The following is a 22290-nucleotide window of genomic DNA, read 5'->3' as shown; positions in this document are numbered from 1 at the left end:
GGCGGTCGCTACTGGGAGGGACATCCGAAACGTGTATGGCTTGGAAACTTGCAGGTCAGGGGCCGTTTCGGGCGTCGTGGGTCGCCTCGTCAGCATGGCGGGGTGGTGCCTCTCTTGGTGCCGATCGTCCGATTGGTGCCGGACGCCTGCACATGGTCCGCGACCCGCGCCCCTGGCTCAAGTCGCCGTGAATTCTCTCGCGTGACCTCGCGTGGGCACCAGATCATCCGCTCCGTGGATGGTCCCGAACGGAGATTCGACGCCGGACCTAGCCGACGTGTTTCGGAACACACCTGTAGTCACCAAGGACCGAAGTCCCTACCGAAGTGGGACCAAGGTCAGAAAGCTGGCAGGCATGTTCCACGCACCACCCGTACCGCAGCGCGTCATCTTGTCGGCGCGTTTGAGCCGCGACGGCGACAAGTCCACCTCCATCGAGCGGCAGCTAGCTGTCCTCCGAACCTGGGCTATCGACTGCAACCATCACGTCGTCGCAGAGGTGGAAGACCGATCCGTCTCTGGCGGCATGGCGCCCTGGAAGCGGCCGAAGCTCGGACAGTGGCTCGCCCCCGAGGCTATCGATCAGTGGGACCTGATAGCGGTCTCGACGCAGGACCGCATGTCCCGCAACGATCTTCAGTTCATGGCGTTCGTGCAAAAGATCATGGACTGGGGCAAGAACATCATCATCATCGATGACCCCTCGTTCGACATCCTCTCCCCCGAGGGCCGCATGATCGCCTACGCGAAGGCGACGATGGCCACCAAGGAACTGGAGAGGATCACGAAACGAATCATGGACTCCCAGGCATACCTTCGCGAGAAGGGCTTCTACGGGGGCGGCTGGCTGCCGGCCGGGTACATTCCCGTCCTGGACGTGACCTCGGAGCACAAGACGCTCCAGGCGGAGGGCTACTTCAGCCCGATCCTGCGGAACGTGGCGATGAACTTCCTCGATACTCCTCGGTACTCGCTGTCCAAGGCGGTCCGCGAGTTGCGCGAGCAGGAGATCCCCTCCTGGTCTAGCTACGTCCGTCAGAACCAACTGGGATCGGTTTCCATGCGGGCCGGCCAGGAGACCTCGGCGTGGCACGTGTCGCCCCTCAAGCGGATGCTGATGAGCCCCGCCATGGCTGGCATCCAGATGCACAAGGGCAAGCCCATCGAAGATCACGAGACGGGCGAGTACAAGCTGTTCACGGAGGAAGCCCACCTGTCATACGGAGAGTGGTCGGCCGTCCTGGAAGTCTTGAAGGGCAAGGAGAGGAAGGAGACTCGCGAAAGGAGTGGCGCCGCGTTGCTGTCCACCGTCTCTGGCTGCGGGAACTGTCTCGGGCCCCAGTACCGGAACAAGGACACGGTGCACAGCCGGGGCAAGGTCTACCGGTACGACCACTACAGGTGCCGAGGCAAGGCGCAGTACTACGGCAAGAAGTGTGAGCACAAGTCGAAGATCGAGACTGAGTTCTTCGAGGAGTTCTTCCTGGACACGATCAAGGACAGGTTCGCAGATCATCGCGAGTTCGAGAAGGTCACCATCGCTGGCGAGGATCACGCAGCGGAGATAGCTGACATAGAGAAGCGCATCAAGCGCCTCCGTCGCCAGTTCGAGGCCGGAGACTTCGACGACGAAGAGGACCAGTACCGCGACCGCCTGAAGACGCTCAAGGCCCGCAAGAAGGATCTCGGACAGCTCCCCTCCACCCCGGCCACGGTAGAAATCAGGGAGACGGGCCGCGGCTGGCTCGACGTCTGGAACGCTATGCCTCAGAGCGAGCAGCGCCAGTACCTCTTGGACAACAACGTGAAGATCCTTGTCTTCCACCCTGACCTGACCGGTATGGAGGACATGGGGGTCGTGATCCACTTCGGAGACCTACAAGAACTGGCGAAATCGGCTGGCGTCTCCGGTGCGGACACGGATGACTGGGTGACCGTCTCGCACAACGTCCCGCCGCACTGGACCAAGCCCTCGCTGCTCGATGACCCGGAAATGGCGGAGGTCCTCAAGGCCCAGTTCGGTTCGATCGAGATCCCGGACTCACTCTACAAGTCGGGCATCCTCAAGCACCCCGAGTCCGAGAAGTCGCAGGTCACATCCCGACTTGCGGACATGAAGTAACCCCTGCCGAGGGCGGGCGGACACCAGGTCACGCAAGGACCACCCGTTCCGGCGCTAGTCACCTTGAAGCCGACACAAGGGAGCCCCCCGGCGGTGCCGGGGGGCTCCTCGGAGGCGCACTACGACTGCGCCGCCCAGTCGATGAACGCGGACCACGCAGCGCTCGGAGCCTGAAGCTCCGCGATGGCACGGTCCTTGCTGTCGCGGACCCGAACAACACCGGGAAGGTTCTGGTCAGCGACCTTCACCTCGACACAGTTGTCGTTGCTTCCGCTGTAAGAGCTGATGTGCCAAGTGGACTTCTGCGTCATTGTTGGTGCTTCCTTCGTGCGTCCCTCATGACCTGCGCCGACGCCTCGATGTCCAACGCGCCAGCCTGGAGCTGATCGTAGATCCTCTGCAACCTATCGACATCCTCGGGCTCCTGGTAGTACGTGCCCGTTTTGAAACCTTCTGCATACGCTGAGCGTTCGCCGTCTGGAGCGGTCAGGAGACTGATCGAACCAGGGACCGAAGGCTTGCTCAAGGGCAGAATCTGGATGTTGACGCTAGGCCGCTCGGTCATCGCCAGCAGGTGATCGATCTGCTTCGCCATCGCTTCGGGGCTCCCCTGCACCTGATCAAGTGCCGACTCCGACAGGACCACCCACAGCCACGGGGGGTCCTCCCGCTCGAAGATGATCTGACGCTCGACTCGCCTTATGACGGCGTCTTCCAGATCTGCTGAGTTCTCTAGGTAGTCGATCCCCATCAGGGCTCTGGCGTACCCCTCGGTCTGGAGCAGCCCAGGGACGGCAAGCGAGAACTCGTGGATCGTGCGTGCGGTGGACTGCGCCTTGAGGAAGAGCCTGGCGTAGTCCTTGAACGCCTCGGACCTGATGAGAGGCCAGAGTTCGATGAGGGCGCGCTTGGCATCGAGTACCTGGTCCAGCTTCTCGGTGAGATGCCTCCCGGGCGGGTCGTTGGCTGTCTCGATCGAGATGATGCGGCCAGGCGACACGAAGACCCGGTCAGCCAGCTCCGCTGGCTCCCAGCCCTTGGCAAGCCTCAACTTCCGCACCTTCGCCCCGAGTAGGTCTTCCACGCTCTTCTCGGGCGTCAGCTCCTTGGGCGGCCTTCCCATGCGCGCAGCTCCATTAATTCGCTCTCTCAAACCGAATCTATTACGCCTGGTGATCGTAAGACTACGCCCCCAAGCTGGGTGCAGAACAGGGAAGTTCACCCCCCAAGGAAGCGAGCGATCATGCCCCCGCAGCGCACCCTCCCCAAGCGCACACCCCAGCGCAGTGACATCCACCTGGAGCACATCCCCCTCGAACGCGCCCAGGCCGCTTACACCAAGCTGTACACCTTGCTCGTGGAGCAGGGCATCAACCTCCGCACCATGACCTTGCGCGAGAACGGTCCGACCAACCCCCTCATCGCCCTGGGTGCCGTCAACATCCCCACTGCCGAGAGGTTGATCGGGGTCCTGGAGCAGATCTCCTCCGCTAAGCAAGCCCCGGACAACGTTGAAGAGGCGGGCGTCTCGGAGGGAGGGGCATCATGACCTTCGCCGTAGGAGCCGTGGTCAGAGACCACACGCGGGCGGCGCAGGGAAGGGTGTGGAAGCGCTCGGGGGACCTGCTCCATCTTCAGAATAGAGCTGGCTACACGTGGACGGTGCTGGAGAAGCGCTGCACGCTCGTGGACGACGCCCCCGAGAACCGCCCGGCCCCACCGCGCGACACGCGCCCGACGGTCCGCGCTCCCAACGAAATGGACGTGGGTGACTACGTCCTCCTGGACTACACCTTCTACCGCGTGAATGACATGCGCAGTAAGGGTGCAGGCTCGGCCCGCGTCTTGATCCTGGAGGGATATGGGCCCTGGGTCATGACATCCCCGCGTGAGATCTTCCGCCCCATCAGCTCCGTCCTCGGCTCGAAGACCTAGCTCTCGGGTCGAGGACGGTCACCCGTTCATGACGATCGAAAGGACGAAATTGAACATCATTGAGGCACTGCCGCTGGGAAGGCCGTCGCCGGTCGCTGAACGACCGGGGCACGTCCGCCCGTACGCGCTTCAGGGGGCCCGCTTCAGGGCGGCCGACCTTTCTGCGCCGCGCGAGGAGACACGTGTGTACGACCGCGTGAAGCAGACGGCGCGTATGGCGGATGGTACGCCCCTGATCGCCATGGCCACGAGCCAGAAGACCAACCCAGACGGCGACCCGAAGAACCCTCCGCCTCACGACGAGGGCAGCGATCCGGGGTTCACCGAGTGACTGTCCTGATCGTGGACAACCCGTTCGAGGCCGGCACTGACTTGATCGTCAGCGAGCTGGCCTCGGCGGGGGTCCCACTGTTCCGCATGGACATGGCTGATTTTCCTACCGCACTCGACTTCCGCGCGACGTTCAACGGGGGCCGGTGGGAGGGCATCCTTGCCGACAGCGAGCGGGCCGTGGAGCTGTCAGCCATCAAGGCCGTGTACTGGAATCGTCCGGGCACCTTCAGGTTCTCCCGGTTGTCCGAGTCGGACGAGCACTACGCCCGAGGGGCCGCCCGGATCGGTTTCGGCGGTGTCGTAACGAGCCTGGACGTTCCGTATCTCAATCACCCGTCCAAGGCATCGGCCGCGGAGTTCAAACCGCGCCAACTCCAGGTGGCGAGCGCAGCCGGCCTTCTGGTCCCCCGCACGCTGGTGACGACAGACGCGGAGGCCGTAAAACGCTTCTCTCACATGATCGATGGCCCGATCATCACCAAGGCCCTCGGTATGCCCGTCGTCGCCCACGAGGAGGGGTACGAGTCCGTCTACACCCGAGAGACCGACCTTGAGAGGCTTCAGGGCGTTGATTCGACGGCTCACATGTTCCAGGAGCAGATCGAAAAGGACTACGAGGTTCGGGCGGTTTTCATCGGGGACGAATGCTTCTGTGCCCGCATCGACAGCGCGAGTGCCCAAGCTCGAATCGACTGGCGCTCGGACTACGACTCCATCAAGCTCACCCCGATGGAGATCCCAAAGCCCTTGCTCCAAGCGTTACAACGGTACGCCGCTGTGATGGACCTAGCTTACTTCGCTGCCGACTTCATCGTGCAGCCGTCAGGCAACTGGGTGTTCCTGGAAGCCAACCCGTCTGGGCAGTGGGCATGGGCCAATTCACCTGATCTACCAGTGGCTAAGGCGATCTCGACCGTACTGGAGGAATGGTGCAATCTCTGAACTGGGGACCGAAGGCACGCTCGCTGGCAGACATGCTGCGCGAGTCCGGCGACATCAAGTCGCAGCGGGTCTACGAGGCCGTTGCCGCGACTCCGCGGCACGCCTTCCTGCCAAGGTACTTCCACAACGCTGGCGGCGCACCGACGCTGTGGCAGGAACGCACTGAAGCAGATGGCGCCATGTGGGCGGACCCGATCTACTCGAACGCAACTCTCGTTACCGAGTTGGGGTCCCGCCAGGAGACGGCTGGAGGCTGGCACGGCGTACCCACATCCTCCAGCACCGCCCCGAGCCTGACTGCTCGAATGCTCGAAGACCTCCACATCCAGCCCACCGACAGCGTCCTTGACGCAGGGCTGGGGACCGGGTATCAGGCGGCGCTCATCCTGAAGTTGGTGGATAGGAGTGGTCGGCTCGTTGCAAGCGACCTCAGCGGCACGCAGGCCGCTGGCCAACGTCTGGAGGATCTGGGCTATCTGCCCGAGATCAGCGAAGGAGACGCGACCTCGCGACGGTGGCAGCGCCAATTCGACAAAATCATCTTCTCCTTCGGCCTGCCGTACGTCACGAACTCGATCCGCAGAGCGCTCGCACCTGGAGGCAAGCTCATCGCGAACCTGTTCGGCCCCCTCAGCGCCGGTCTCGTTCTTCTGGAAGCTCAACCCGATGGAACCCTCACGGGTCGCTTCACGAAGGACGGCGGGTCCTTCATGCCGGCCAGGCGTGACGCCAAGCCCGGACAGCTGGATCTCAGCGAGCGTTCGGAGGGAGTATCTGGCATCCCCATTGAGGACTTCGACAACTACCACCTGAAGTTCCTACTCTCTGCCCGGCTGCCGGGGCTGGACCTCCAGTACGGCATGGAAGATGGTCGGCAGACGCGCCACTTGAGCCTGCCCGACGGCCGGTGGGGCGAAGTCACCTATCGCGAAGACGATGAGGGGCAGGGCACCTACCAGGACCATGGCCAAGGCTTCTGGGAAACCGTGGAGCAGATGTGGGCCTGGTGGGTCGCGAACTCGAAGCCGACCTGGGATCAGTTCGGCCTCACGGTGGGCCGGGATGGGCAACACACGCTCTGGCATCACTCCCCTGACGGAGTTTCCTGGAGCGTGCCGACCGTTCACCTCGGGTAGCTCATCGGTTGCGCCAGGCAAGGACAACAACGAAGGCCCCCTCTGGAGAGGGGGCCTTCGCGCTGTCGAGATCACTTCTTCTTGTTGTCCTCGTCGTACCGCTTCAGGAAGTCGGGATTGGCATGCTCGCGAACGTGCTTGTCGAGAGCGTTGCCCGTGAGCTTCTGCTCATACGCCTCGTTGACCCAGCCCGGGATGCGGCCTGTCGCCGAGAGAGGCAGAGACGGCTTGGTGAGCCTCGCGGCCCAGGACCGTACGTCCACAGCGTCAGGGCCAGACGATGCCGCACTCTTCTTCCCGGACGTCGGCCTTGCTGTGAAGGACGGCCCCTTGGGGGCCGCGACGCCGATCCCGTACTCCCCGAGGGCATCGAGGAGAGCTTTCCTGCTCTTGTTGTATGCCTCTTCCAGTTTGGTGAGCTGCTTCACCTTTTCGAGATCATCGACCTCACCTTGGTAGGTATCACCCTCGACGGTCAGCCTGATGACCTGCACGATTTCCACGAGTACTCCAAGCGGTAAGGCGGGCCGTAGTGAAGTGTCACAACCCAACTGCGGTGCAGTCTGCGCAGCCTACCTACCGAAGGTGAAGCTCGACAACCTTTCCGTGATCCTGGCAGACGATCCGGCGGAACCCGGCGGACCTGATCAGCTTCAGGCAATCCTCACAGGCTGACCGCGTTATGTAGATCGTGGACCCTTGGCATGACGCCCAGTCGGCATAAAGCAGCGCGTTCGCCTCGGCATGTGTTTCAAGACAGTCCTCGTATGAGGTACCGGAGGGGGCTTCCGAGAGGCATCGCGGGCACTGGCCAGCGCTGCACGACGGGCCACCTGGATACGATCCGTTGTATCCCGTAGAAACGATTCGCCGGTCAGCGCCGACCACCACAGCTCCGACGCGACACCGGCAACAATCGCCTCGTGCAGCGACAGCCGTAGCGATTCCGAGGAAGTACGTGTCCCAGTCGGGGCGTGCATCAAGGTCCTTCACTCGTCACGCCCTCGCGCTTCTCCTGGTCGTGGTCAGCGGCCGTGAGCAGCATCTGAAGGGTGACCTCGTTGCCCCCACAGCAGGTGCAGCCGCCTTCGGCCACCGTTTCGCCAGAGGGGTCGTGGATGAGGGCGGTGTACCCGCACTCGTCGCCCTCCACGTAGTAGTCGGTGTAGCTCACTCGCCGCCCTCCACGACATCGACGCCGCTCGGAAGCATGATGATCTGCCATACGTCCGCGGCCATCCCTTCGGCCAGGTCCTTGGAGACGCCCCACTCCTTGGCTTCCTTCATGACCAGGCCAGAGAGACGAGCAGCCTTCAAGGCCGTCTCCGCAACTTGCTCCAGGGCTTTGGTCTCCATCTCCTTGGCGAAGTCGCCAATCAACTGCTCGAAGCCGTCCATTTCACTCATGCTGCCAACTCCATCTCGTTGTGAATGACTCCACAGAGGTCACAGAACTGGCCCTCAGCCATGTATCCGCAACCCCAGCTTTTTCCGTAAACCGAAACGTCTGTGTCGATGAGTACGCCGTTCATGACTTCTTTCATGATCTGCGCGGCCTTCGTTGTGGCCTTGAGCGCGTGTTCCTCCGGGAATTGGAAGATCACCTCGTCATGAACCGGGAGCAGGCAGTAGGGCCCGTATCCGGCTTTCTGGAGTCGGAGGATTGCCCGCCCCGTCACGTCCCGAGAAGCGCTTTGCACCGCATAGTTCAAGGCGGCGTATGGGCGCCGCTTGTCCACCAGCAGCCGTCGGCCGGTGATGGTGGTGATGTAACCGTTCCGGCGAGCTTCCTTTTGAAGCTCCTCCGAGTACTCCTTGACCCTCGGGAACGCCGCGAAGAAGCCGTCAATTGCTCGACGAGCTGTCTCTTCGCTGACGCCGGCCTGGGAAGCCAGTGCGGCCCAGCCTCCGCCGTAGACGGTCAGGAACCCGGCCATCTTTCCCGTGGGCCGATCAACTCCTGCTGAGTCAGCGGTGATCTGGTGAAGGTCGGCCCCCTCACGGAAGGCTTTCTTCATCGCCTTGTCTCCCGACAGGGCTGCCAGTACACGAAGCTCTTGCGCCTTGTAGTCAACGGCGCAGATGCTCATGCCTTCGTCGGCGATGAACCCGCGACGCACCAGCGAATCCCCCGAGGGAAATGTCTGCGCCGGGATGGCCCCGGAGATCGCCATCCGGGCCGTCCGCGCGCCCATCGATCGGATATCGGGGTGGAGCCGGTCTTCCGCATCGCGGTTGTTCAGGGCGTTGTCGAACCAGGTCGACTTGGCTTTGGCCGCCTTCTTGCCCAGGTAGATCGCCTCGCACAGCGGGTCGTCCATGTGGGCCTTGAGAAGGTGATCGTCCACCTTGGGCTGACCGGTCGGGGTCCTCTCAGTCGGGATGACGCCCCGGCTGATGACTGCCGCCCCGACCTGCTTGGGACTGTTGATGTTCTCCAGCCCGAGCTTCGCTGCAACGTCCTTGTAGCGGTGCTCCGTGGAGGCCAGCTCGGCTGCTCGCTCCTCGATGTACGGCACGTCGGCCTTGATGCCGCGGCGCACCATGTAGGCACAGGCGGCTGCAAGGTCGTGTTCGTACTGGACGAGCTTGCGGGCCGTGGCCGGAATCTTGGGCTTGAGGAGCTTCACCAGGCGGTAGGCGAGGATCGGGTCCATCCCGGCGTAGAGGTTGAAGCCTTCATGCTCCAGCGGGATCACGGGCCACACGTCGGCCTTCTTGACGCCCAGTTCCTTGGCGATGACGGTCATGCTCGCCTTCACCTCATCGGCCACCGTCACGGAGACGTAGTGGCGGGTGAGTTCTTCGAGCGAGTGACCTATGCCGCCGTCCTTCCGGCCTCGACTGTCGACGAGGTGGGCGACGATGCGGGAGTCGATGAGCCGAGGGAAGACTGACTCGGCCGGCACCCCCCAGACTCGGTCCATGCAGAGGATGTCGTAGGTCCCGTTCTGCATGGCCAGCTTTTCGACCCAGCCAACGGCCTTGATGGCGTCTTCCTGGAAGAGGCCGCCCCTCTCGGTGGGGAGGACGAAACTCTCGTGCGCATTGCCGAATTGGGCAAGGCGGATACGGAATCCGTCCTCCCACCAGGAGAGGCCATCGGTCTCGGTATCGAAGCCAAGGGCCCGCCGGTTGGCAACTACAAAGCGGCGAAACTCGGGAAGATCGTCTTCAGTCTCAACGACGTTGATGCGAACTTCGGAGCCGTTGATGTCGTAGTCGATGATCTTCATTCAGTTCCTCCGGATGTCACATCCCAACTTCATGGGCAAAAAAAGAGGTCTCTACGGCTCGGGAAGCCTTGCGCTCTGCAACGAGGGCATTGAACTTGCCTTCCAGCTCCGTGTACTCCCGGACCGCGATGTCCAGTTCGGCTTCTAGGCCATCGATGTACTCGTTGAGCCGCCCGTTCACCTTCTGCCAGTGACCTGCTCGCCGAGTGGCCAACTCGACCTCCGCACGGAGAAGACGGATCTGCTCTGTCTTCCGGCCGAGCATCAGCCCACGACCTCACCATAAGTTTCGATGTGGTTCCACATCAGCGTGCGGGCCTCCTCATCGATGTAGTCCTCTCGCTCCAGGGGGCTCATCGCGTCCCATTCATCGCGAGGAACTTCGGCGTAGTCTTCGTAAGTTGCACCGACGAACCCGGTTTCAACGACCAGACGGATAGTCACGGAATCACTCATCAGTATGTTCCTTCCAGGACCGAGGGGAACTCGGGCTCGGGGGTATCGGGGCCGATGCGCCGCTCGACGGTCATGTTGTTGTGGTCATAGATCCAGATGGGGATTTCGTCCCAGCTATCGAACACCGGCTGCTCCAAGGGCCGCCTCGATCTCGTTCAACCGCTCCTCAGCGCCCAGGCCCTCTTCCCAGGCCATCTCGCGGGCAGCGTCGGCCTTGATGTGCTCCAGGTGACGCTTCCGGTCTGCGAGGTGCTTCACCAGGCGCACGTACCGGTGGCCGCTGCCGGCCTGCTGACCCTGGGCCTCCCGCTTCAACTTGGCCACGTCTTCCCCGAGCTGGCGCGCGGAGTCACGTTCGGCCTCGTACCGCTTGAGCCAGTAACGCTTGCCGTCCTCGACCTCACGAAGCTTCCGAGTCGCGTCAGCGAGTTCCTTGCGCAGGGACTCGACCAGGGCCTTGTTCTCTTCCTTGACCTCGACAGTCACCTTGTGCAGCGGCACGTTTTTGAGGTCCATCTCCGAGTTGCCGGCCTCGTAGGCATTCGAGGTCCACATGTAGCTCATTCGTTCACTCCTGGGGTTTCGCAGGCCGGGCAGGCCGCAGGTTCTTCGGGGGTCTCGTCGGCGGGGTAGTCGATGACGAACGACTCCCCACAGGGGCACACGTAGAAGGCCAGCAGGCTGACCAACTCGCCCACTACGGGGCGACTCGTCCGTGCCTGACGAACGCCTCGTGCGTCACCGGCATGAGGCGCTTGAACTCCGCCTCCATCTGGTCGGCAACCATTTGGATCTCGACCTGGGGGAAGGACGCGTACTTCGCCTCGTCGCTCTTGGTTCGGAGCGAGAGGAAGTGCATCAGCGACCGCGGGTTGCAGGTCACATAGAAGGTGCTGAAGGTGCCAACCGGTAGTACTGAGCGGGCGACTTCGCGTGCGATGCCGTCGGCAAGCATCCGCTGGTACTGCTCCCAGGCGACGGCGTATGCGGTACGCATGGCCTCGTCTGCTGTCCACCACTGCCCGAAGGTGCCGAGCTTGAAGTTGTAGGCCCCGGCCTTGCCATACTGGACCAAGGGCCGATCATCGCTCGGGATGTAGAAGACGGGCTCCAGCTCCTTGTAACGCCCGGATTCCTCGTTGTACGACATCCCGGCCCGGTGCCTCATGAACTCGCGGACGACGAAGATCGGGGCGGAGACCCGGAACGTGAGTGACCCGTGCTCGAACGGGCTGCCGTGCCGGTCGCGCATCAGGAAGTTGATGAGGCCCTGGTCCTTCGCCTCGTTGTACTCCTGGGTCTTGCTGCCGATGGTGCTGACCCGAGCCGCCATGCCGATCATCCGGTCCGTGGCGAGCTGCTGCACCAGCTCCACGTCCATGCTGCTCTTGAACTTCACGATTGCCTTTCAGGGAGCCGGGGGCCGGGAAACCGGCCCCCGGGTGTCATATCCCAACTTGTGGAGCTAACGAAGCGACTAGTTCTTCAGCTCGAACTTGCCGGACTTCTTGTTGAGGAAGGCGGGCGGGCACTTATCCTCACCCTTGCGCTCGTCGGCGTCACAGAAGTACGCCTCCCAGCCGTTCTTGGCGACGTGAGTGCGGCCGTGCTCGCAGTCGGTCACGCCCTGATGCTCGCCGCTTCCGGAATTCTGGACCTTGCCGCCGGAGAAGCTGTTCTTGCCTGCGGGCTTAACCTTGGCACCCTTGTCCTTGTAGTTCAGCTCCGAATTGAAGGACTGGATCTTAGCCATGCGCTTCATGAGGGACGCGAGGGTGCCGGCCTCCTCGTCGAGCATGTTGTCCATGTCGGAGATGGTGGCCGCACGCAGGACGAGGAGCGAGGAGTCGTAACCCTCACCACCCTTGAAGCTCAGCGTCACGCCTTCCTGAGTGTGGGAAGTGGCAGTGGTCACGGGCGACTCCTTAGAAGTCTCGGAGGTGTTGGTTTCGGCGCTCGGTTCGTCCCATGGGGAGTTTCCGAAGGGGTCTTCGCTCATAAGTGAATCCTCTCAGATTCGAGTGTCACATCTCAACTTGAGAAGCTGTGAAGTGGATCTCAGATTGGGCAGGCGCCAGAAGCGCAAACCTCGTCATAACCCGTATCCGATGCAGCCTCGCCAACAATGGCGACTTCATCGAGATACCGTTCCTTCGAGATCCGCTCGTAGGGCGTTTGAGGTCGACTCATCTCGGGGAAGATGGTCGTCCCCTTAAGGGTCGACATGAACCCGTGCATGATGCGGGCGACATCGTCCTGGTCATACTCCTGGGGATCGACGCTCGCCGTGTAGGAAACTGCCTGGTCCGCCCACAGCTCCTGATACAGCTCCTGGACCGCGAGCATCTGCACAAGGGTCAGCTCCCCTGCGTGCTCGAACGCGTCGGCCAGCTCGGGGTGTTCCCCGAGGAGCGGGTCAACGGTCGGGATCTCGACCACGGAGGTATTGGCACCGTAGACGCACGGCTCCACCCTGTATCCCTTCTTCCGGTACTCCTCGACCTGAGCCCTCTCCGAGGGCTCCAGATCCGAGAAGCGAATCCGGCGCAGGAAGTACCCAGCGAACGGAGCGTGGATGCCCTCGCCTGAGACCGATGCCAGCTTGCTCGTGGTGCCGGTGGGGGCGACGACCCGCTTCTTGACGGGGGTGGGGATACGCAGCTCGTTGGCGTACTCGGCTGCGGCCTGGTCCACCGTCTGTGCGAAGAACTTCAGGTCCGCGCGTACCCGCGGGTTGTAGGGAGCCCGGCTGTAGTTGATGCCCTGCTTGAACAGATAGTCCGCGAACCCGAGGTGGCCGACGCCGATCCTGCGGTACTTGGCAATAGCTTCCCGCGACTTCGGGTCAGCCACCTTCGCGAAGGTGGCCCGAATCAGATAACGGGTCGCGAGTCGGTGTGCCTCGTAGAGGCCGGCCGTGTCCGTCTTGCCGTGCTGGACGAACGCCCCTAGGTTCACCGCACCCAAGTTGCAGGGCTCCCACGCGTTGAGGGTGGCTTCGCCACAGGGGTTAGTGGTGAAGGTTCCATCAACCTCACCCTCGGCGGTCAGCGTCGAGTTCCAGAAGCCCGGCTCGCCGTTCTTCAGGGCACCCTCGGACAGGGCCTGCATCACCTTCACCGCGTGCTCCTGGCCGTCCTCGACGGCCTTCAGGAAGCGGTCGTCCACTTCCACGCTGATGTTGGTCGTCCACATGGCGAGCTGGTCACCCTTGGACTTCAGGAACTCCCAGATGCACGGGTCATCCCAGGCCATGATGCTCATGCGCGCGGATCGTCGAACGCCCCCTGCAACGATGGCCATTGCTATCTGGTGGTCGATGGCCATGGCGTCCATGCCGTTCATCGGCCACCCTGCCGCGTCGGTCAGGATCTTGCCGACTTCGACCATCATCCGTGCGAATGGTTCGGGCCCGGAAGCCGTACCGCCGAAGGATCGGAGAGGGGCCCCCTTGCCGCGGACTCGGGAAACGTCGTAGACGCGGCTCTCGTGCTTGGTCTCCGGATTGTGCGCCGTGTCGATCAGATCGCCCAGGGCCTCTGCCCAGCCCTCACGGGCGTCCTCCACGCTGTAGGCGCCCGCCCACTCGTAGTCGTACTCCGTGCTGATGACCCCGGCCTCGACCAAATCCAGGAAGTCAGGGTGCGCCGGGTCGCAGACGATGTGCACGATGACGCGGTTCTCGACGACAGGGAACTGGTGGAAGTACCGAGATGAGTAGTTGGCGCCGACGCCGCCACCTTCGGCCAGGCGAAGGAGCGTGAAGCGGAAGTGCTCGGCCGGATCGGCAGGAAGCCAGCCGGACGCCCAGCAGTTGTTGAGGGCGAAGTCTGCGACGCCGCTGCTCTTGAGGTGTCGGCCTGCGGGCAGGAAGCCGAAGTTCTGGATGAGGTCGATGAGGGCCTGGCGCTCCCCCTCCTCGATGTAGCGCTCAGGCACTAGGGCGAGGTTGCCGTCCACGACCCGCTGTACGGTCTCAGGCCAGGTTTCCATGGAACCGTCAGGCTTCTTGCGAGAGTACGTGCGCTTGAATACGGTCTCGGCAGTTTCAGTCTTGAACAAGTGCTCTCCCTTAGAGGTTGAGGTCGGTCCGTGTGGCGGAGAGGAGCATCCGGTGCACGGCACCGATGTCCTGGCGATCGATGTTGACTTCGAAGGATTCGGTCGGGGAATTGATCCCGAGGTAGATCGGACTCAAAGCTCCGTCGTCGTAGACGACTTGAATGTCTACGTCGCCGCGCTGGTACTTGAGGATGGTCTCCATCATGCGTGGACCGCCTTCCTGCGAATCGAACGGTTCATCTCGTACGAGAGGGCTATGACACCTCGCTGGCACGCCTTCTTGTCAGCCTCGTTACCGATCGGCAGCCCGAAGACGTAGTGCGACATGAGGAGTTGCTGATAGCGGTCGTTGAGCTTCTTGAGGCCGGCCTCTGCCTCCATACGCGCGGTGTGAAGGTTGTCGGTGATCTCGCAGTGGTTCAACGTGTCCTTCTTGCCGATCATGTTGGAGAACTCATCCGTGGTGTAGATCAGGAGCTTGAGTGCGTTCCTGGCCTCGTCCGCGGTGTAGAAGTATTCGCCGTCCATGAGGTCGCGGTAGACACGCTCCTTGGCTGCGTACCTCTGGCCGGCCGTGTAGAAGATCTTGCGCATCATGCGCTCGTTGTCGGCCACAGGAGCGATGTTCTTCCGTTCCCGAAGCGCGTGCTCCAACATGGCCTGCTTGACGTCGTCTGCCTCAACGATGTGCCAGCGGTCAGCAATGACGTAGGCGACCTTGCCTGCCAGATCGGACAGGTATGCCCAGTCGATCTGCTTCTCTTCCATCAATTCCCCACCTTCTTCGTGAACTTCCCGTTGGCTCCTCGCTTCAGCGCGCCATACCTCTGACCCTCAACGGTGAATGAACCATCGGAGGCCATCGGCACCAGAACCGGAGTTACATCGCCGTACGACCCGACGTAGAGGACCGTGAATCCGGGCTGCCAATTCGTTGCGCCGTGCTTTAGGTAGGTCGCCTTGCTGATGTCCATGAAGTGCCCCACCTCGACGCCCGTGAGGGTCTGGAGGCTGCCCTTGTAGCCGCGCGACTCGTTGATGAGCCCGAGCTTGTGTACGTGCCCCATGACGACGCTCTTCCCGATGCGGCGGGCTGCTGCCATCGCGGCTCCGCCCGCATACCGGCTTGCGCTGAACCCAAGGTGACCATGCGTGGCGGTCCAGCCGTCGGTGAAGTCGTAGAAGTCGCCCAGATCGTTAATCTCAAGCCCCTCGTAATCAAGGAGCTTTGCCTCATCGAACATTTCGGTCTTGGACAGGGCCGGCGCATACTTCCGGAGGTAGTCCCGCGGCCTGTCCCCATGGTTCGAGCGGAGGATTCCGAACTTCCCGTCGAACACTTCGCGGGTGGGCTTCAGCACCTTCCGCTTCGTGTACTCGGCCTGCTCGAACACATCGTTCTCGAACTCGCCCTTGGTGTCCTTGTTCCAACGCGAAGGGGCTGTGAAGTCGCAGGTATCTCCGATACCTATGATCTCGTCGGGCTTGAAGTCCTTGACGAAGTTGACCCAGTTACGGACCATACGACCATCTTCGAGCGGAGCCTGAACGTCCGGAAGGACTACGATTCGCTTCATTACTTCTCCACTCGGATGTTTGCGATGAACTTCTCGGCGTACCAGATGAGCTTCTTCAGGTCTTCGGAGCCACCGTCCTGGTGCTTGTATTGGCACCGCATCAGGTACTTGGTCATGTTGCCGAGTAGGTATCCCTGGAAGCCCTCGTGGCTCATGGATGCCTGGATGATGTCGATGACCTCGTATTTCCCCCGCGTGTAATGGTCCGGGGAGTTGACGTTGTCTCGGGAAGTCATTCCAACCCGCACTTCTCTCGGAGGGCCAAAGGCCCGTTCTTGTTCACGAACTGGTTTACGTCCACACCTTTTCCGAACTGGATGGGAACGAGGTTGGGAAGGCGTTCGGCCAGCATGTGGACGAACTTCTCGCCGGGCTCGTCTCCGTCGGTGAAGGCGAACACCGCCTCGTATCCGAGGAAGGCCGGGTCGAAGTGCTCCCTCCATCCGCTGACGCCGGGAACGCCTACGGTGGGGATGTCGGCCAGCTCGGCGCTTGCGGCGTCGAACTCGCCCTCACTGAGCCCGATGTACCGGGACGGCTTGATGAGGGCCCGCGTGTTGTAGAGCAGGGGCTTAGAGCCGGGAAGGCTCTGGTACTTGCCGTGCCCCTCGTGCAGCTCCTCGTCCCGCCAGGAGCCATCCGGGTGCTTGACGCACGTGTCGTTGATGCAGCGGAACCGAATGGTCGCCACGGCGTGCTCGCCACCGGCCGGCCTGATGTACGGAATGGCCAGGCGGCCGAAGTGCCTTTCATGCCCCGTAGCGGGGGCCGCGACGTACCCGAACCCCAGAGACGTTGCGAGACTGCCCAAACCGCGGCGGTTGCTGTACTGCTCGGCCGGGCTTCCCTGGTAGCTCTTGCTGTACCTCTGAGCTATCTCCACCATCGAAGTGGCCTGCGGCGAACTCTTGAGCAGCACGGAACCCGATGCCTTCCTTCCTCATGATTACGTCGTAGCTGTCTTCGCTGATGTCACAGGCGAAGCAGTGCCAGCGGTTCTTGAATGAACTAACCGACGCTGACGGGTTCTCTTCGGGATGCTCAGGGCAGTGGATCTTCTGCCAGCCGTCCCGGACCTTCAGTTCCACTTCGGGGTAGTAGCGCCGGAAAACATCAGCGATATCCGGCTTCCACATGTCACATCCCAACCTTGACCGCGCGCTCAAGGCGGAGCTGCTTGATGGTCTCGACCTCCCGCTTGACCATCTCGGCAAGGGCCTCGACGGGCATGACCTGACGGAGGGCTCCCTTTCGGCACTTGTAGACGACCGTCGCCTCCTCGTGGATTCCAAGGGCGGCCTCCGCCTCCAGGAGTCGCGCGAGCTTGGTCAGGCCGGCCTTGCGGGTCAGGGTGACGTGCAGCTGGCCGCCGTCGTACGAGATCACTTCTTGCCGTCCTCTCGGTGGTACCGCTTGCCGATGAAGCGGATCGCTGGGGGGTCTTCGAGGTAGTCGGCCGCGTTGCGGGCGACCTGGGGGTTATCGCGCAGGCCGCGGGCGAGCAGCTGCCGGTTGCACCTGGCACAGCAGAGCCCGCGCACGAGTCCCGTGGTGTGGTCGTGGTCTACGTCGAGCCGCTTCGTCCTGGACTGCTTACAGATGGCGCAGACGCCCCCTTGGGCGTCCAGGAGCCTGGCGTAATCACCGGCCTCAAGGCCGTAGATGGCTTGGACTCGGGCCTCATGCGAGGCGGAGCTTCGCCTCTTCTTGTGGCAGGTGGTGCAGATCCTCGCCCTGGTGGAGGTGAAGAATCGCTCTGCTCGATTCTTCTGACACCCCATGCAGGGCCGGTATCCGCGCTGGGGCTTTTTCATGCCCGCTTCCTTACTGATCCCATAGTGTCACATCCCAACTTGTTGGGCAAATAAAAAGAGAGTGAGTCAGAACACTTCGTCATCCAGATCGGTGATCTGAAGGTTCGACGTGTTCACCTCGAAAGACGCGTACGTCTCCCCGGAAGGGTCGGTGAACCCCTCGCGATTCTTGACCGGCGAGATGTGTAGGGTCCTGCCCTGCATTCCGTCCACCTCGGCGTGGATGGTCAGCACCACGGAGGGGACGCGGCCGATCTTGCCCTTCACGCCGTCGAGCGGGATGGGCTTGATGCCAGAGCTGTACTCGCCTACGACGTGATGCATGGCCATGACGTGGGCTCGGGTTTCCCTGGCCATCTCATTGAAGTAGTCGCAGAGCCCTTCAAGTCCGAAGGTGTACTCCTCGGCATTCGAGGAGCCTCCCCCGTCTACGTTGGTGATGTTGTCGATGATGACCAGGTGGGGGTAGCAGCCGAAGACTTCCCTGTAGCACTCAAGATGCGTTTCGATGTCCTTGGGTGTCGGCCTGGCGCTGTAGTTGAACCGCAGCCACCACCGCTTACTCAGGGCCTCCTCGTACTTGCCGAACTCACCGTTGTCGGCAACGAGGGCCTTCTTGACCTCTCGGGCGCCGTCACCGGTGATCATGGCCGTGGCCCTGGAAAGCTGCGTGGCCGCCGTGGAGTCCGCGCTGAAGTACAGGGTCGGCACGTTGGACCAGGTGGCCAGGAAGAGGGCCACGAGACTCTTCCCGGTACCGCCTCCCGCGCATACGACGCTGAAGTCCCCACGTCGGAACTCCACTTCGAGCTTCTGGAGCCCGCGGTAGGGGGACGGGATGGGCTCGCCGGCCGCACCCCTGACGAGGATGGACTGATTGAGGCTGAACAAAAAATCTCTCTCCCTATCAGAGTGTCACATCTCAACTTGCGGAGCGAAAAAAAGAACACCCATGAGACACATCACAGAACCGGCAGCCGAACCCCGGCTTCGCCGGGAAGTCTCCGGACTTCACGCCTTGGTCCATGGCGACGATGCGCTCGGTGATCTCCTCTTCGTTGGCGTCGGCCATCTTGACCGGCCGGGACACTTTGCCTGTCTTGGCTAGGTACCAGTCGCCATTCGTGACGGGAGCCTCGTCGGGGTAGAGCTGGTTCACGGCCAGGCCGTAGACGTGGAGCTGGAACTTGCTCTTGGTGGAGCCGGTCTTGAGGTCCCTGACACGCTTACTGTCGTCCTTGTTCAAAAGGACCTGGTCGATGAAGCCTCGGACCTTGACTCCGCCGAATTCGGCCATGAAGTACAGCTCGATCGCCGGGGCACCGTTGACGAGCTGCCAGACGCCCTCGCGCTTGTGCTCCTTCGGGTACCACAGGACAGGAGCGTGCTCCTGGACGTACTCCACGTACTCGCGGGTCTGCCGGGAGCCCGCTTCGTAGCGCTCCTCCAAGTCGTCGGCCGCGGTGCCCTTGTTGGCGCGCATCCACTGGTCGATGTCATTGAGCTTGCCCAGGTCGCGGTTGATGCCCTGGCTGTACTCGTCCTGGAAAACGGTGACGGCCTGGTCGGCGGTCAGCTCCCGCCCGGACTTCTCGAAGGCTTCGGCCGCACTGTGGAAGGCGGTGCCGTGGGTGCTCCAAGCAGCCGGCCTGGGCTCTATGCGCTCGACCCGCTTGAGCCAGGCTTTGTACGGGCACTCCTCGAACTCTGTGACCTGAGTGACGGATCGGGGCATCTCAGCCCAGCGCCGGTAGTTGTCCTCGACGGTCATGCGCACTCCTCGAATATCTCGAACTGGATGAAACTGCTGGAGTCCTTCATGCGCGGGTGCGGCCGGTCGTACTCCTCAAGAAGGATGATCTCGGCGTCCCCAATGGCACAGCCGATACGCCCTTCAAGGCCCCGCATCACCTTCCTTTCGCCCTCCGCCATGGAGTCCCCGACAGTGACGCAGATGAGGTTTCCAATGCCGTGAGCCGTCATCGTCACCACCCCCGAAGCCGCGGTGTATTCACGGCCATCGCATGTGATATCTGCCTTCGCTATCGCTTTCAGGATCTCGCCCGCACGCTCGCTGATCTTGAGGTTCTTGAAGCTCTGGAACACCTCTTTGACGGCCTCTCACTCGTTGGGTCCATGCGGGCCGAGTCGCACTGGAGCAACCGTAGAACCACTCTAAGGCACCCCAATTGGAAAGTGTCACATCCCAACCGTGGTGATGATCACACGCCCCCCTGACCGCAGGATGATCAGTGATATCAGAAGGGGGCCGGTAAGTGCTTACCGGTAAGTAGTTACCGGTCCCAGCTCGCTTAGAGTGGAGTAGGGCCCCTTTGGGACTTTAGTCCCGAACGTCAGGGCCCAAAGGCCCCCATCCGACCCCTAGGGGCATCAAGCTAAGATTCGATCGAATGTTCGATCTTGAGGAGAGGGGTCCAGGATGTGTGCTGGTGGGGGCCACGGGTACGGCATGGCCGACCTGATCGCCGCTTCGAACCTCACGCGATACCTGAAGGCGTGGCGAGCGGCACGAGGGGCCGAGCTGGGGCTAGGGAGGGCCCTGCCGCAGAAGGATGTCGTGCAGGCCAGCGGTATGTCAGATAAGTGGTACCGAACCTTCGAGGCCGGCCTACCCGTCAAGCACGACCCTGTCGTGCTTCAGCGCATAGCAGACTGCCTCGACCTCGACCACGCAGAGCGGATGACGCTCTTCCTGATGACGATGGGCGTCCCCTCGCCGCACGGAGTCACATCGAATCGCGACGACCCCGAGCTACTTCCAATCTCCTGGATTCTCGACCAGCAGGGCACGCGCCCGGCCTACGTCTCCGATGAGGACTGGAACGTCGTGGCTTTCAACACAGTGATGGGAAAGTGGTTTCCGTGGGTTGCTGAACCAAACGCGAACCTGATGCGCTGGACCTTGCTCCATCCAGACGCTCGCGTCCAGCTTGAAAGCTGGGAAAAGCACTGCCGGGTCTACCTCGGCATGATCCGTATGGAGATCGCGCGCCGCGGCACGGACATCGACATTGCACGCATCCTGCTCGCCGCGCTGGAAGACCCCCTCATTGGCGGCTTCTGGGAGGAAGAGACGACCGTCGTCAGCAACCGGGATGGTCACCACTTCCGCGTTCGCGTCCCGTACCACGACAACAAACCGACCGACGTGATTAGCCAGGTGTGCACGCCGGCAAAATTCCCTACCCTGCGACTCGTTTTCCTCACGTGGGGAGACGGCATGGACGACCTTGAAATCCTCGGAACGACTGAAGGACAGTAGTGCCTCGCTACAACTACTTGTGCCCGCTCCGGTGGGCCGACATGGACGCCAACGGCCACATGAACAACGCCGTCTACAACAACTACCTTGAGGACGCCCGCTTTCGGATGTTCTCCGACCTCGTTCCCGGCGACCCAACCGAACGGCTAGCGTGCAACTTCGTGGTGCGAGAGCAGACGTTGAAATACCTACGGCCGCTCGTCTACCGCGAGGAGCCGGTCACGATCGAGGCATGGGTGGAGGACGTGAGGGGTGCCTCCTTCACCATCCGCTGCAAGATCAAGGACGGCGAAGACGTCTACGTGGAGTCCCGCACCCTCATGGCCGGCTTCGATTCGATCGCGAACCGAGTTCGCCGCTTCCAGCAGAGCGAGCGAGAAACCATCATGGCGTTCGCGGGATAGATGAATGTGGGACTACAGAGTCGTCTCCCCCAAGCCGATCCTCATTAGAGGCTGAAAGCATGAAGGCCCTTGGCTAACAGCCAAGGGCCTTTACAGTTCCCGGATTACCACTTCACCCCCACGCGAGCGGTCACGCATCGAACAGAGTGATCGCTTCGAGGACTTCCCCCTCCGGTCGCGCCCTGTCCGCAGGCCACCGGAAGATGAAGTTGCCATCCCGCTCCTCCCTGTCGACGAGCTTGAAGCCCTCGGCACTGGTGGGGTCGTAGTCGATGACCTTCTTCTCCCGGACCAGCCTCGCATTCAGGCGCTTCGCGGCGATGCGGTGGCTGTCCTTGGCCTTCTCATCCCCCATGGCGACCCGCAGAAAGGCCATGACGCCTTTGCCCAGGTAGGTGTTGTGGTGGCTGCCAGCCCCCTCGGTGCGCTTGACGGTCCAAGGGATGACCTCCTCGATCGCCTTCCGGGAGACAGCCTGGGTGTAGTAGCCGCCGATGGTAAGGGCCTTGTTCACGGCCTGGCCCTTCACGTCGTACGGCTCAGCGATCTGATCATCCGTGTACCCCTGCTCCTTCAGGCGGATCAGTTCGTTGAGGTCCGGAAGAACCTTGCGCACCCGACTCTCGCTTCCTTGCTTGTCTGCTCAACAATTCTTTGACTGGTCTTGACCATAGCACTCGATCATGTGGATCTTTCACCAGACGGTTGCGCTCACATCCCAAAATGCGGCGTACATCACACCGTACTCACCCGGTAGGGCTAGCGGCAAGAGATCTATGTCACATCCCCACTTGCTCCTGTCCCCTGGCCGCCTCCAAGACACCGACATTTATAGTGAGAAGAAGAAAGAGAGAAGAAGCTAGTTAGAAGCTCTTTAAAGAACAGGTTAGGCCAGGCCAGACCTGCTCTTCTAAAGGTTCTTCTTCAAGGTTCCTTCTTGTCTGACCTCCCGTTGAGATCTTCCGGTAGAGGTCCAAGAAGGTGTTGGCC

At 62.0% G+C, this 22290-nt stretch carries 32 protein-coding genes and 2 pseudogenes; 8 read left to right on the top strand and 26 right to left on the bottom strand.

Features of this window, described 5'->3' with window-relative positions; genetic code table 11:
- The first annotated feature begins 355 nt into the window (after positions 1 to 355).
- A complete protein-coding gene (locus ACZ4MU_RS33170; RefSeq protein WP_467883252.1) occupies positions 356 to 2122 on the top strand; it encodes a recombinase family protein in 1767 nt (588 codons plus the stop codon).
- Positions 2123 to 2241: 119 nt separating this feature from the next.
- On the opposite strand, the gene ACZ4MU_RS33165 is transcribed toward ACZ4MU_RS33170, so the two are convergent.
- Positions 2242 to 2433 (bottom strand): DUF397 domain-containing protein, encoded by a 192-nt coding sequence (locus ACZ4MU_RS33165; RefSeq protein ID WP_467883251.1) that lies wholly within the window; start codon positions 2431 to 2433, stop codon positions 2242 to 2244.
- Entirely contained in the window at positions 2430 to 3245 is an 816-nt protein-coding gene (locus ACZ4MU_RS33160) for a helix-turn-helix domain-containing protein (protein ID WP_467883250.1), read from the bottom strand. Before ACZ4MU_RS33160 ends, ACZ4MU_RS33165 begins: the two co-directional genes overlap by 4 nt.
- Before the next feature lie 120 nt (positions 3246 to 3365).
- Here ACZ4MU_RS33160 and ACZ4MU_RS33155 point away from each other — a divergent pair, with 120 nt between their 5' ends.
- Genes ACZ4MU_RS33155 through ACZ4MU_RS33135 form a run of 5 tightly spaced genes read left to right on the top strand, consistent with a single transcriptional unit; the run spans position 3366 to position 6468 of the window.
- A complete protein-coding gene (locus ACZ4MU_RS33155; RefSeq protein WP_467883249.1) occupies positions 3366 to 3671 on the top strand; it encodes a hypothetical protein in 306 nt (101 codons plus the stop codon).
- The gene (locus tag ACZ4MU_RS33150) at positions 3668 to 4057 is read left to right on the top strand and encodes a hypothetical protein (RefSeq protein ID WP_467883248.1); all 390 of its coding nucleotides are present in this window, start codon (positions 3668 to 3670) and stop codon (positions 4055 to 4057) included. The genes ACZ4MU_RS33155 and ACZ4MU_RS33150 overlap by 4 nt, the downstream gene beginning before the upstream one ends.
- 28 nt (positions 4058 to 4085) lie before the next feature.
- Positions 4086 to 4388 (top strand): putative ATP-grasp-modified RiPP, encoded by a 303-nt coding sequence (gene tgmA, locus ACZ4MU_RS33145; RefSeq protein ID WP_467883247.1) that lies wholly within the window; start codon positions 4086 to 4088, stop codon positions 4386 to 4388.
- Positions 4385 to 5332 carry an MvdC/MvdD family ATP grasp protein gene (locus ACZ4MU_RS33140; protein ID WP_467883246.1) on the top strand — a complete coding sequence of 316 codons (948 nt, stop codon included), beginning with the start codon at positions 4385 to 4387 and terminating at the stop codon, positions 5330 to 5332. The genes tgmA and ACZ4MU_RS33140 overlap by 4 nt, the downstream gene beginning before the upstream one ends.
- Positions 5333 to 5364: 32 nt before the next feature.
- On the top strand, positions 5365 to 6468 hold the full coding sequence (locus ACZ4MU_RS33135) for a methyltransferase domain-containing protein (RefSeq protein ID WP_467883245.1): 1104 nt from the start codon (positions 5365 to 5367) through the stop codon (positions 6466 to 6468).
- A gap of 71 nt (positions 6469 to 6539) precedes the next feature.
- On the opposite strand, the gene ACZ4MU_RS33130 is transcribed toward ACZ4MU_RS33135, so the two are convergent.
- The 23 genes and pseudogenes from ACZ4MU_RS33130 to ACZ4MU_RS33020 all read right to left on the bottom strand — a co-directional run bounded on the left by ACZ4MU_RS33130 (position 6540) and on the right by ACZ4MU_RS33020 (position 19719).
- Positions 6540 to 6971: a hypothetical protein gene (locus ACZ4MU_RS33130; RefSeq protein ID WP_467883244.1), complete on the bottom strand. Its 432-nt coding sequence runs from the start codon at positions 6969 to 6971 to the stop codon at positions 6540 to 6542.
- Between the two features lie 172 nt (positions 6972 to 7143).
- Positions 7144 to 7461: pseudogene (locus ACZ4MU_RS33125) on the bottom strand (deoxycytidylate deaminase); the annotation flags it as partial.
- Positions 7448 to 7642 (bottom strand): hypothetical protein, encoded by a 195-nt coding sequence (locus ACZ4MU_RS33120; RefSeq protein ID WP_466648262.1) that lies wholly within the window; start codon positions 7640 to 7642, stop codon positions 7448 to 7450. The pseudogene ACZ4MU_RS33125 and the gene ACZ4MU_RS33120, both read right to left, overlap by 14 nt.
- Complete coding sequence (locus tag ACZ4MU_RS33115; RefSeq protein ID WP_467883243.1) at positions 7639 to 7875, bottom strand: hypothetical protein; 237 nt, start codon at positions 7873 to 7875, stop codon at positions 7639 to 7641. Before ACZ4MU_RS33115 ends, ACZ4MU_RS33120 begins: the two co-directional genes overlap by 4 nt.
- On the bottom strand, positions 7872 to 9704 hold the full coding sequence (locus ACZ4MU_RS33110) for a DNA polymerase (protein WP_467883242.1): 1833 nt from the start codon (positions 9702 to 9704) through the stop codon (positions 7872 to 7874). Before ACZ4MU_RS33110 ends, ACZ4MU_RS33115 begins: the two co-directional genes overlap by 4 nt.
- A 16-nt stretch (positions 9705 to 9720) precedes the next feature.
- Positions 9721 to 9969, bottom strand: a complete 249-nt coding sequence (locus tag ACZ4MU_RS33105) for a hypothetical protein (RefSeq protein ID WP_467883241.1) — start codon at positions 9967 to 9969, stop codon at positions 9721 to 9723.
- Positions 9969 to 10160 carry a DUF7167 family protein gene (locus ACZ4MU_RS33100; RefSeq protein WP_467883240.1) on the bottom strand — a complete coding sequence of 64 codons (192 nt, stop codon included), beginning with the start codon at positions 10158 to 10160 and terminating at the stop codon, positions 9969 to 9971. Before ACZ4MU_RS33100 ends, ACZ4MU_RS33105 begins: the two co-directional genes overlap by 1 nt.
- Entirely contained in the window at positions 10160 to 10285 is a 126-nt protein-coding gene (locus tag ACZ4MU_RS33095; RefSeq protein ID WP_467883239.1) for a hypothetical protein, read from the bottom strand. The genes ACZ4MU_RS33100 and ACZ4MU_RS33095 overlap by 1 nt, the downstream gene beginning before the upstream one ends.
- Positions 10275 to 10724 (bottom strand): hypothetical protein, encoded by a 450-nt coding sequence (locus ACZ4MU_RS33090; protein WP_467883238.1) that lies wholly within the window; start codon positions 10722 to 10724, stop codon positions 10275 to 10277. Before ACZ4MU_RS33090 ends, ACZ4MU_RS33095 begins: the two co-directional genes overlap by 11 nt.
- Positions 10725 to 10857: 133 nt before the next feature.
- A complete protein-coding gene (gene thyX, locus ACZ4MU_RS33085; RefSeq protein WP_467883253.1) occupies positions 10858 to 11541 on the bottom strand; it encodes an FAD-dependent thymidylate synthase in 684 nt (227 codons plus the stop codon).
- A gap of 96 nt (positions 11542 to 11637) precedes the next feature.
- Positions 11638 to 12159 (bottom strand): hypothetical protein, encoded by a 522-nt coding sequence (locus ACZ4MU_RS33080; RefSeq protein WP_467883237.1) that lies wholly within the window; start codon positions 12157 to 12159, stop codon positions 11638 to 11640.
- Between the two features lie 59 nt (positions 12160 to 12218).
- On the bottom strand, positions 12219 to 14222 hold the full coding sequence (gene nrdJ / locus ACZ4MU_RS33075) for a ribonucleoside-triphosphate reductase, adenosylcobalamin-dependent (protein ID WP_467883236.1): 2004 nt from the start codon (positions 14220 to 14222) through the stop codon (positions 12219 to 12221).
- A 10-nt stretch (positions 14223 to 14232) separates the two neighbouring features.
- Positions 14233 to 14427, bottom strand: coding sequence for a hypothetical protein (locus tag ACZ4MU_RS33070; protein ID WP_467883235.1), 195 nt, complete (start codon positions 14425 to 14427; stop codon positions 14233 to 14235).
- Entirely contained in the window at positions 14424 to 14990 is a 567-nt protein-coding gene (locus ACZ4MU_RS33065) for a hypothetical protein (RefSeq protein ID WP_467883234.1), read from the bottom strand. The genes ACZ4MU_RS33070 and ACZ4MU_RS33065 overlap by 4 nt, the downstream gene beginning before the upstream one ends.
- Positions 14990 to 15799 (bottom strand): hypothetical protein, encoded by an 810-nt coding sequence (locus tag ACZ4MU_RS33060; RefSeq protein ID WP_467883233.1) that lies wholly within the window; start codon positions 15797 to 15799, stop codon positions 14990 to 14992. The genes ACZ4MU_RS33065 and ACZ4MU_RS33060 overlap by 1 nt, the downstream gene beginning before the upstream one ends.
- Entirely contained in the window at positions 15799 to 16035 is a 237-nt protein-coding gene (locus tag ACZ4MU_RS33055) for a DUF3310 domain-containing protein (protein WP_467883232.1), read from the bottom strand. Before ACZ4MU_RS33055 ends, ACZ4MU_RS33060 begins: the two co-directional genes overlap by 1 nt.
- On the bottom strand, positions 16032 to 16718 hold the full coding sequence (locus tag ACZ4MU_RS33050) for a toprim domain-containing protein (protein WP_467883254.1): 687 nt from the start codon (positions 16716 to 16718) through the stop codon (positions 16032 to 16034). Before ACZ4MU_RS33050 ends, ACZ4MU_RS33055 begins: the two co-directional genes overlap by 4 nt.
- Before the next feature lie 37 nt (positions 16719 to 16755).
- Positions 16756 to 16935, bottom strand: a pseudogene (locus ACZ4MU_RS33045) (CHC2 zinc finger domain-containing protein); the annotation flags it as partial.
- Position 16936: 1 nt separating this feature from the next.
- A complete protein-coding gene (locus ACZ4MU_RS33040) occupies positions 16937 to 17185 on the bottom strand; it encodes a hypothetical protein (RefSeq protein ID WP_467883231.1) in 249 nt (82 codons plus the stop codon).
- Positions 17182 to 17613, bottom strand: a complete 432-nt coding sequence (locus ACZ4MU_RS33035) for an endonuclease VII domain-containing protein (RefSeq protein ID WP_467883230.1) — start codon at positions 17611 to 17613, stop codon at positions 17182 to 17184. The genes ACZ4MU_RS33040 and ACZ4MU_RS33035 overlap by 4 nt, the downstream gene beginning before the upstream one ends.
- A gap of 66 nt (positions 17614 to 17679) precedes the next feature.
- Positions 17680 to 18504, bottom strand: coding sequence for an AAA family ATPase (locus ACZ4MU_RS33030; RefSeq protein WP_467883229.1), 825 nt, complete (start codon positions 18502 to 18504; stop codon positions 17680 to 17682).
- 31 nt (positions 18505 to 18535) lie between these two features.
- Entirely contained in the window at positions 18536 to 19384 is an 849-nt protein-coding gene (locus ACZ4MU_RS33025; protein WP_467883228.1) for a RecB family exonuclease, read from the bottom strand.
- Positions 19381 to 19719: a hypothetical protein gene (locus tag ACZ4MU_RS33020; RefSeq protein ID WP_467883227.1), complete on the bottom strand. Its 339-nt coding sequence runs from the start codon at positions 19717 to 19719 to the stop codon at positions 19381 to 19383. The genes ACZ4MU_RS33025 and ACZ4MU_RS33020 overlap by 4 nt, the downstream gene beginning before the upstream one ends.
- 364 nt (positions 19720 to 20083) lie before the next feature.
- Here ACZ4MU_RS33020 and ACZ4MU_RS33015 point away from each other — a divergent pair, with 364 nt between their 5' ends.
- Positions 20084 to 20896, top strand: coding sequence for a helix-turn-helix transcriptional regulator (locus ACZ4MU_RS33015; RefSeq protein WP_467883226.1), 813 nt, complete (start codon positions 20084 to 20086; stop codon positions 20894 to 20896).
- Positions 20896 to 21300, top strand: coding sequence for an acyl-CoA thioesterase (locus ACZ4MU_RS33010; RefSeq protein ID WP_467883225.1), 405 nt, complete (start codon positions 20896 to 20898; stop codon positions 21298 to 21300). Before ACZ4MU_RS33015 ends, ACZ4MU_RS33010 begins: the two co-directional genes overlap by 1 nt.
- A 130-nt stretch (positions 21301 to 21430) precedes the next feature.
- Here the strand turns inward: ACZ4MU_RS33010 and ACZ4MU_RS33005 are convergent, their stop codons facing one another.
- Complete coding sequence (locus ACZ4MU_RS33005) at positions 21431 to 21916, bottom strand: hypothetical protein (RefSeq protein ID WP_467883224.1); 486 nt, start codon at positions 21914 to 21916, stop codon at positions 21431 to 21433.
- Positions 21917 to 22290 lie beyond the last annotated feature (374 nt).

The organism is Streptomyces sp. NPDC026377, from assembly GCF_055567715.1.
Note: the sequence above shows the minus strand (reverse complement) of the source record. Positions and strands in the feature narration are given on the sequence as shown.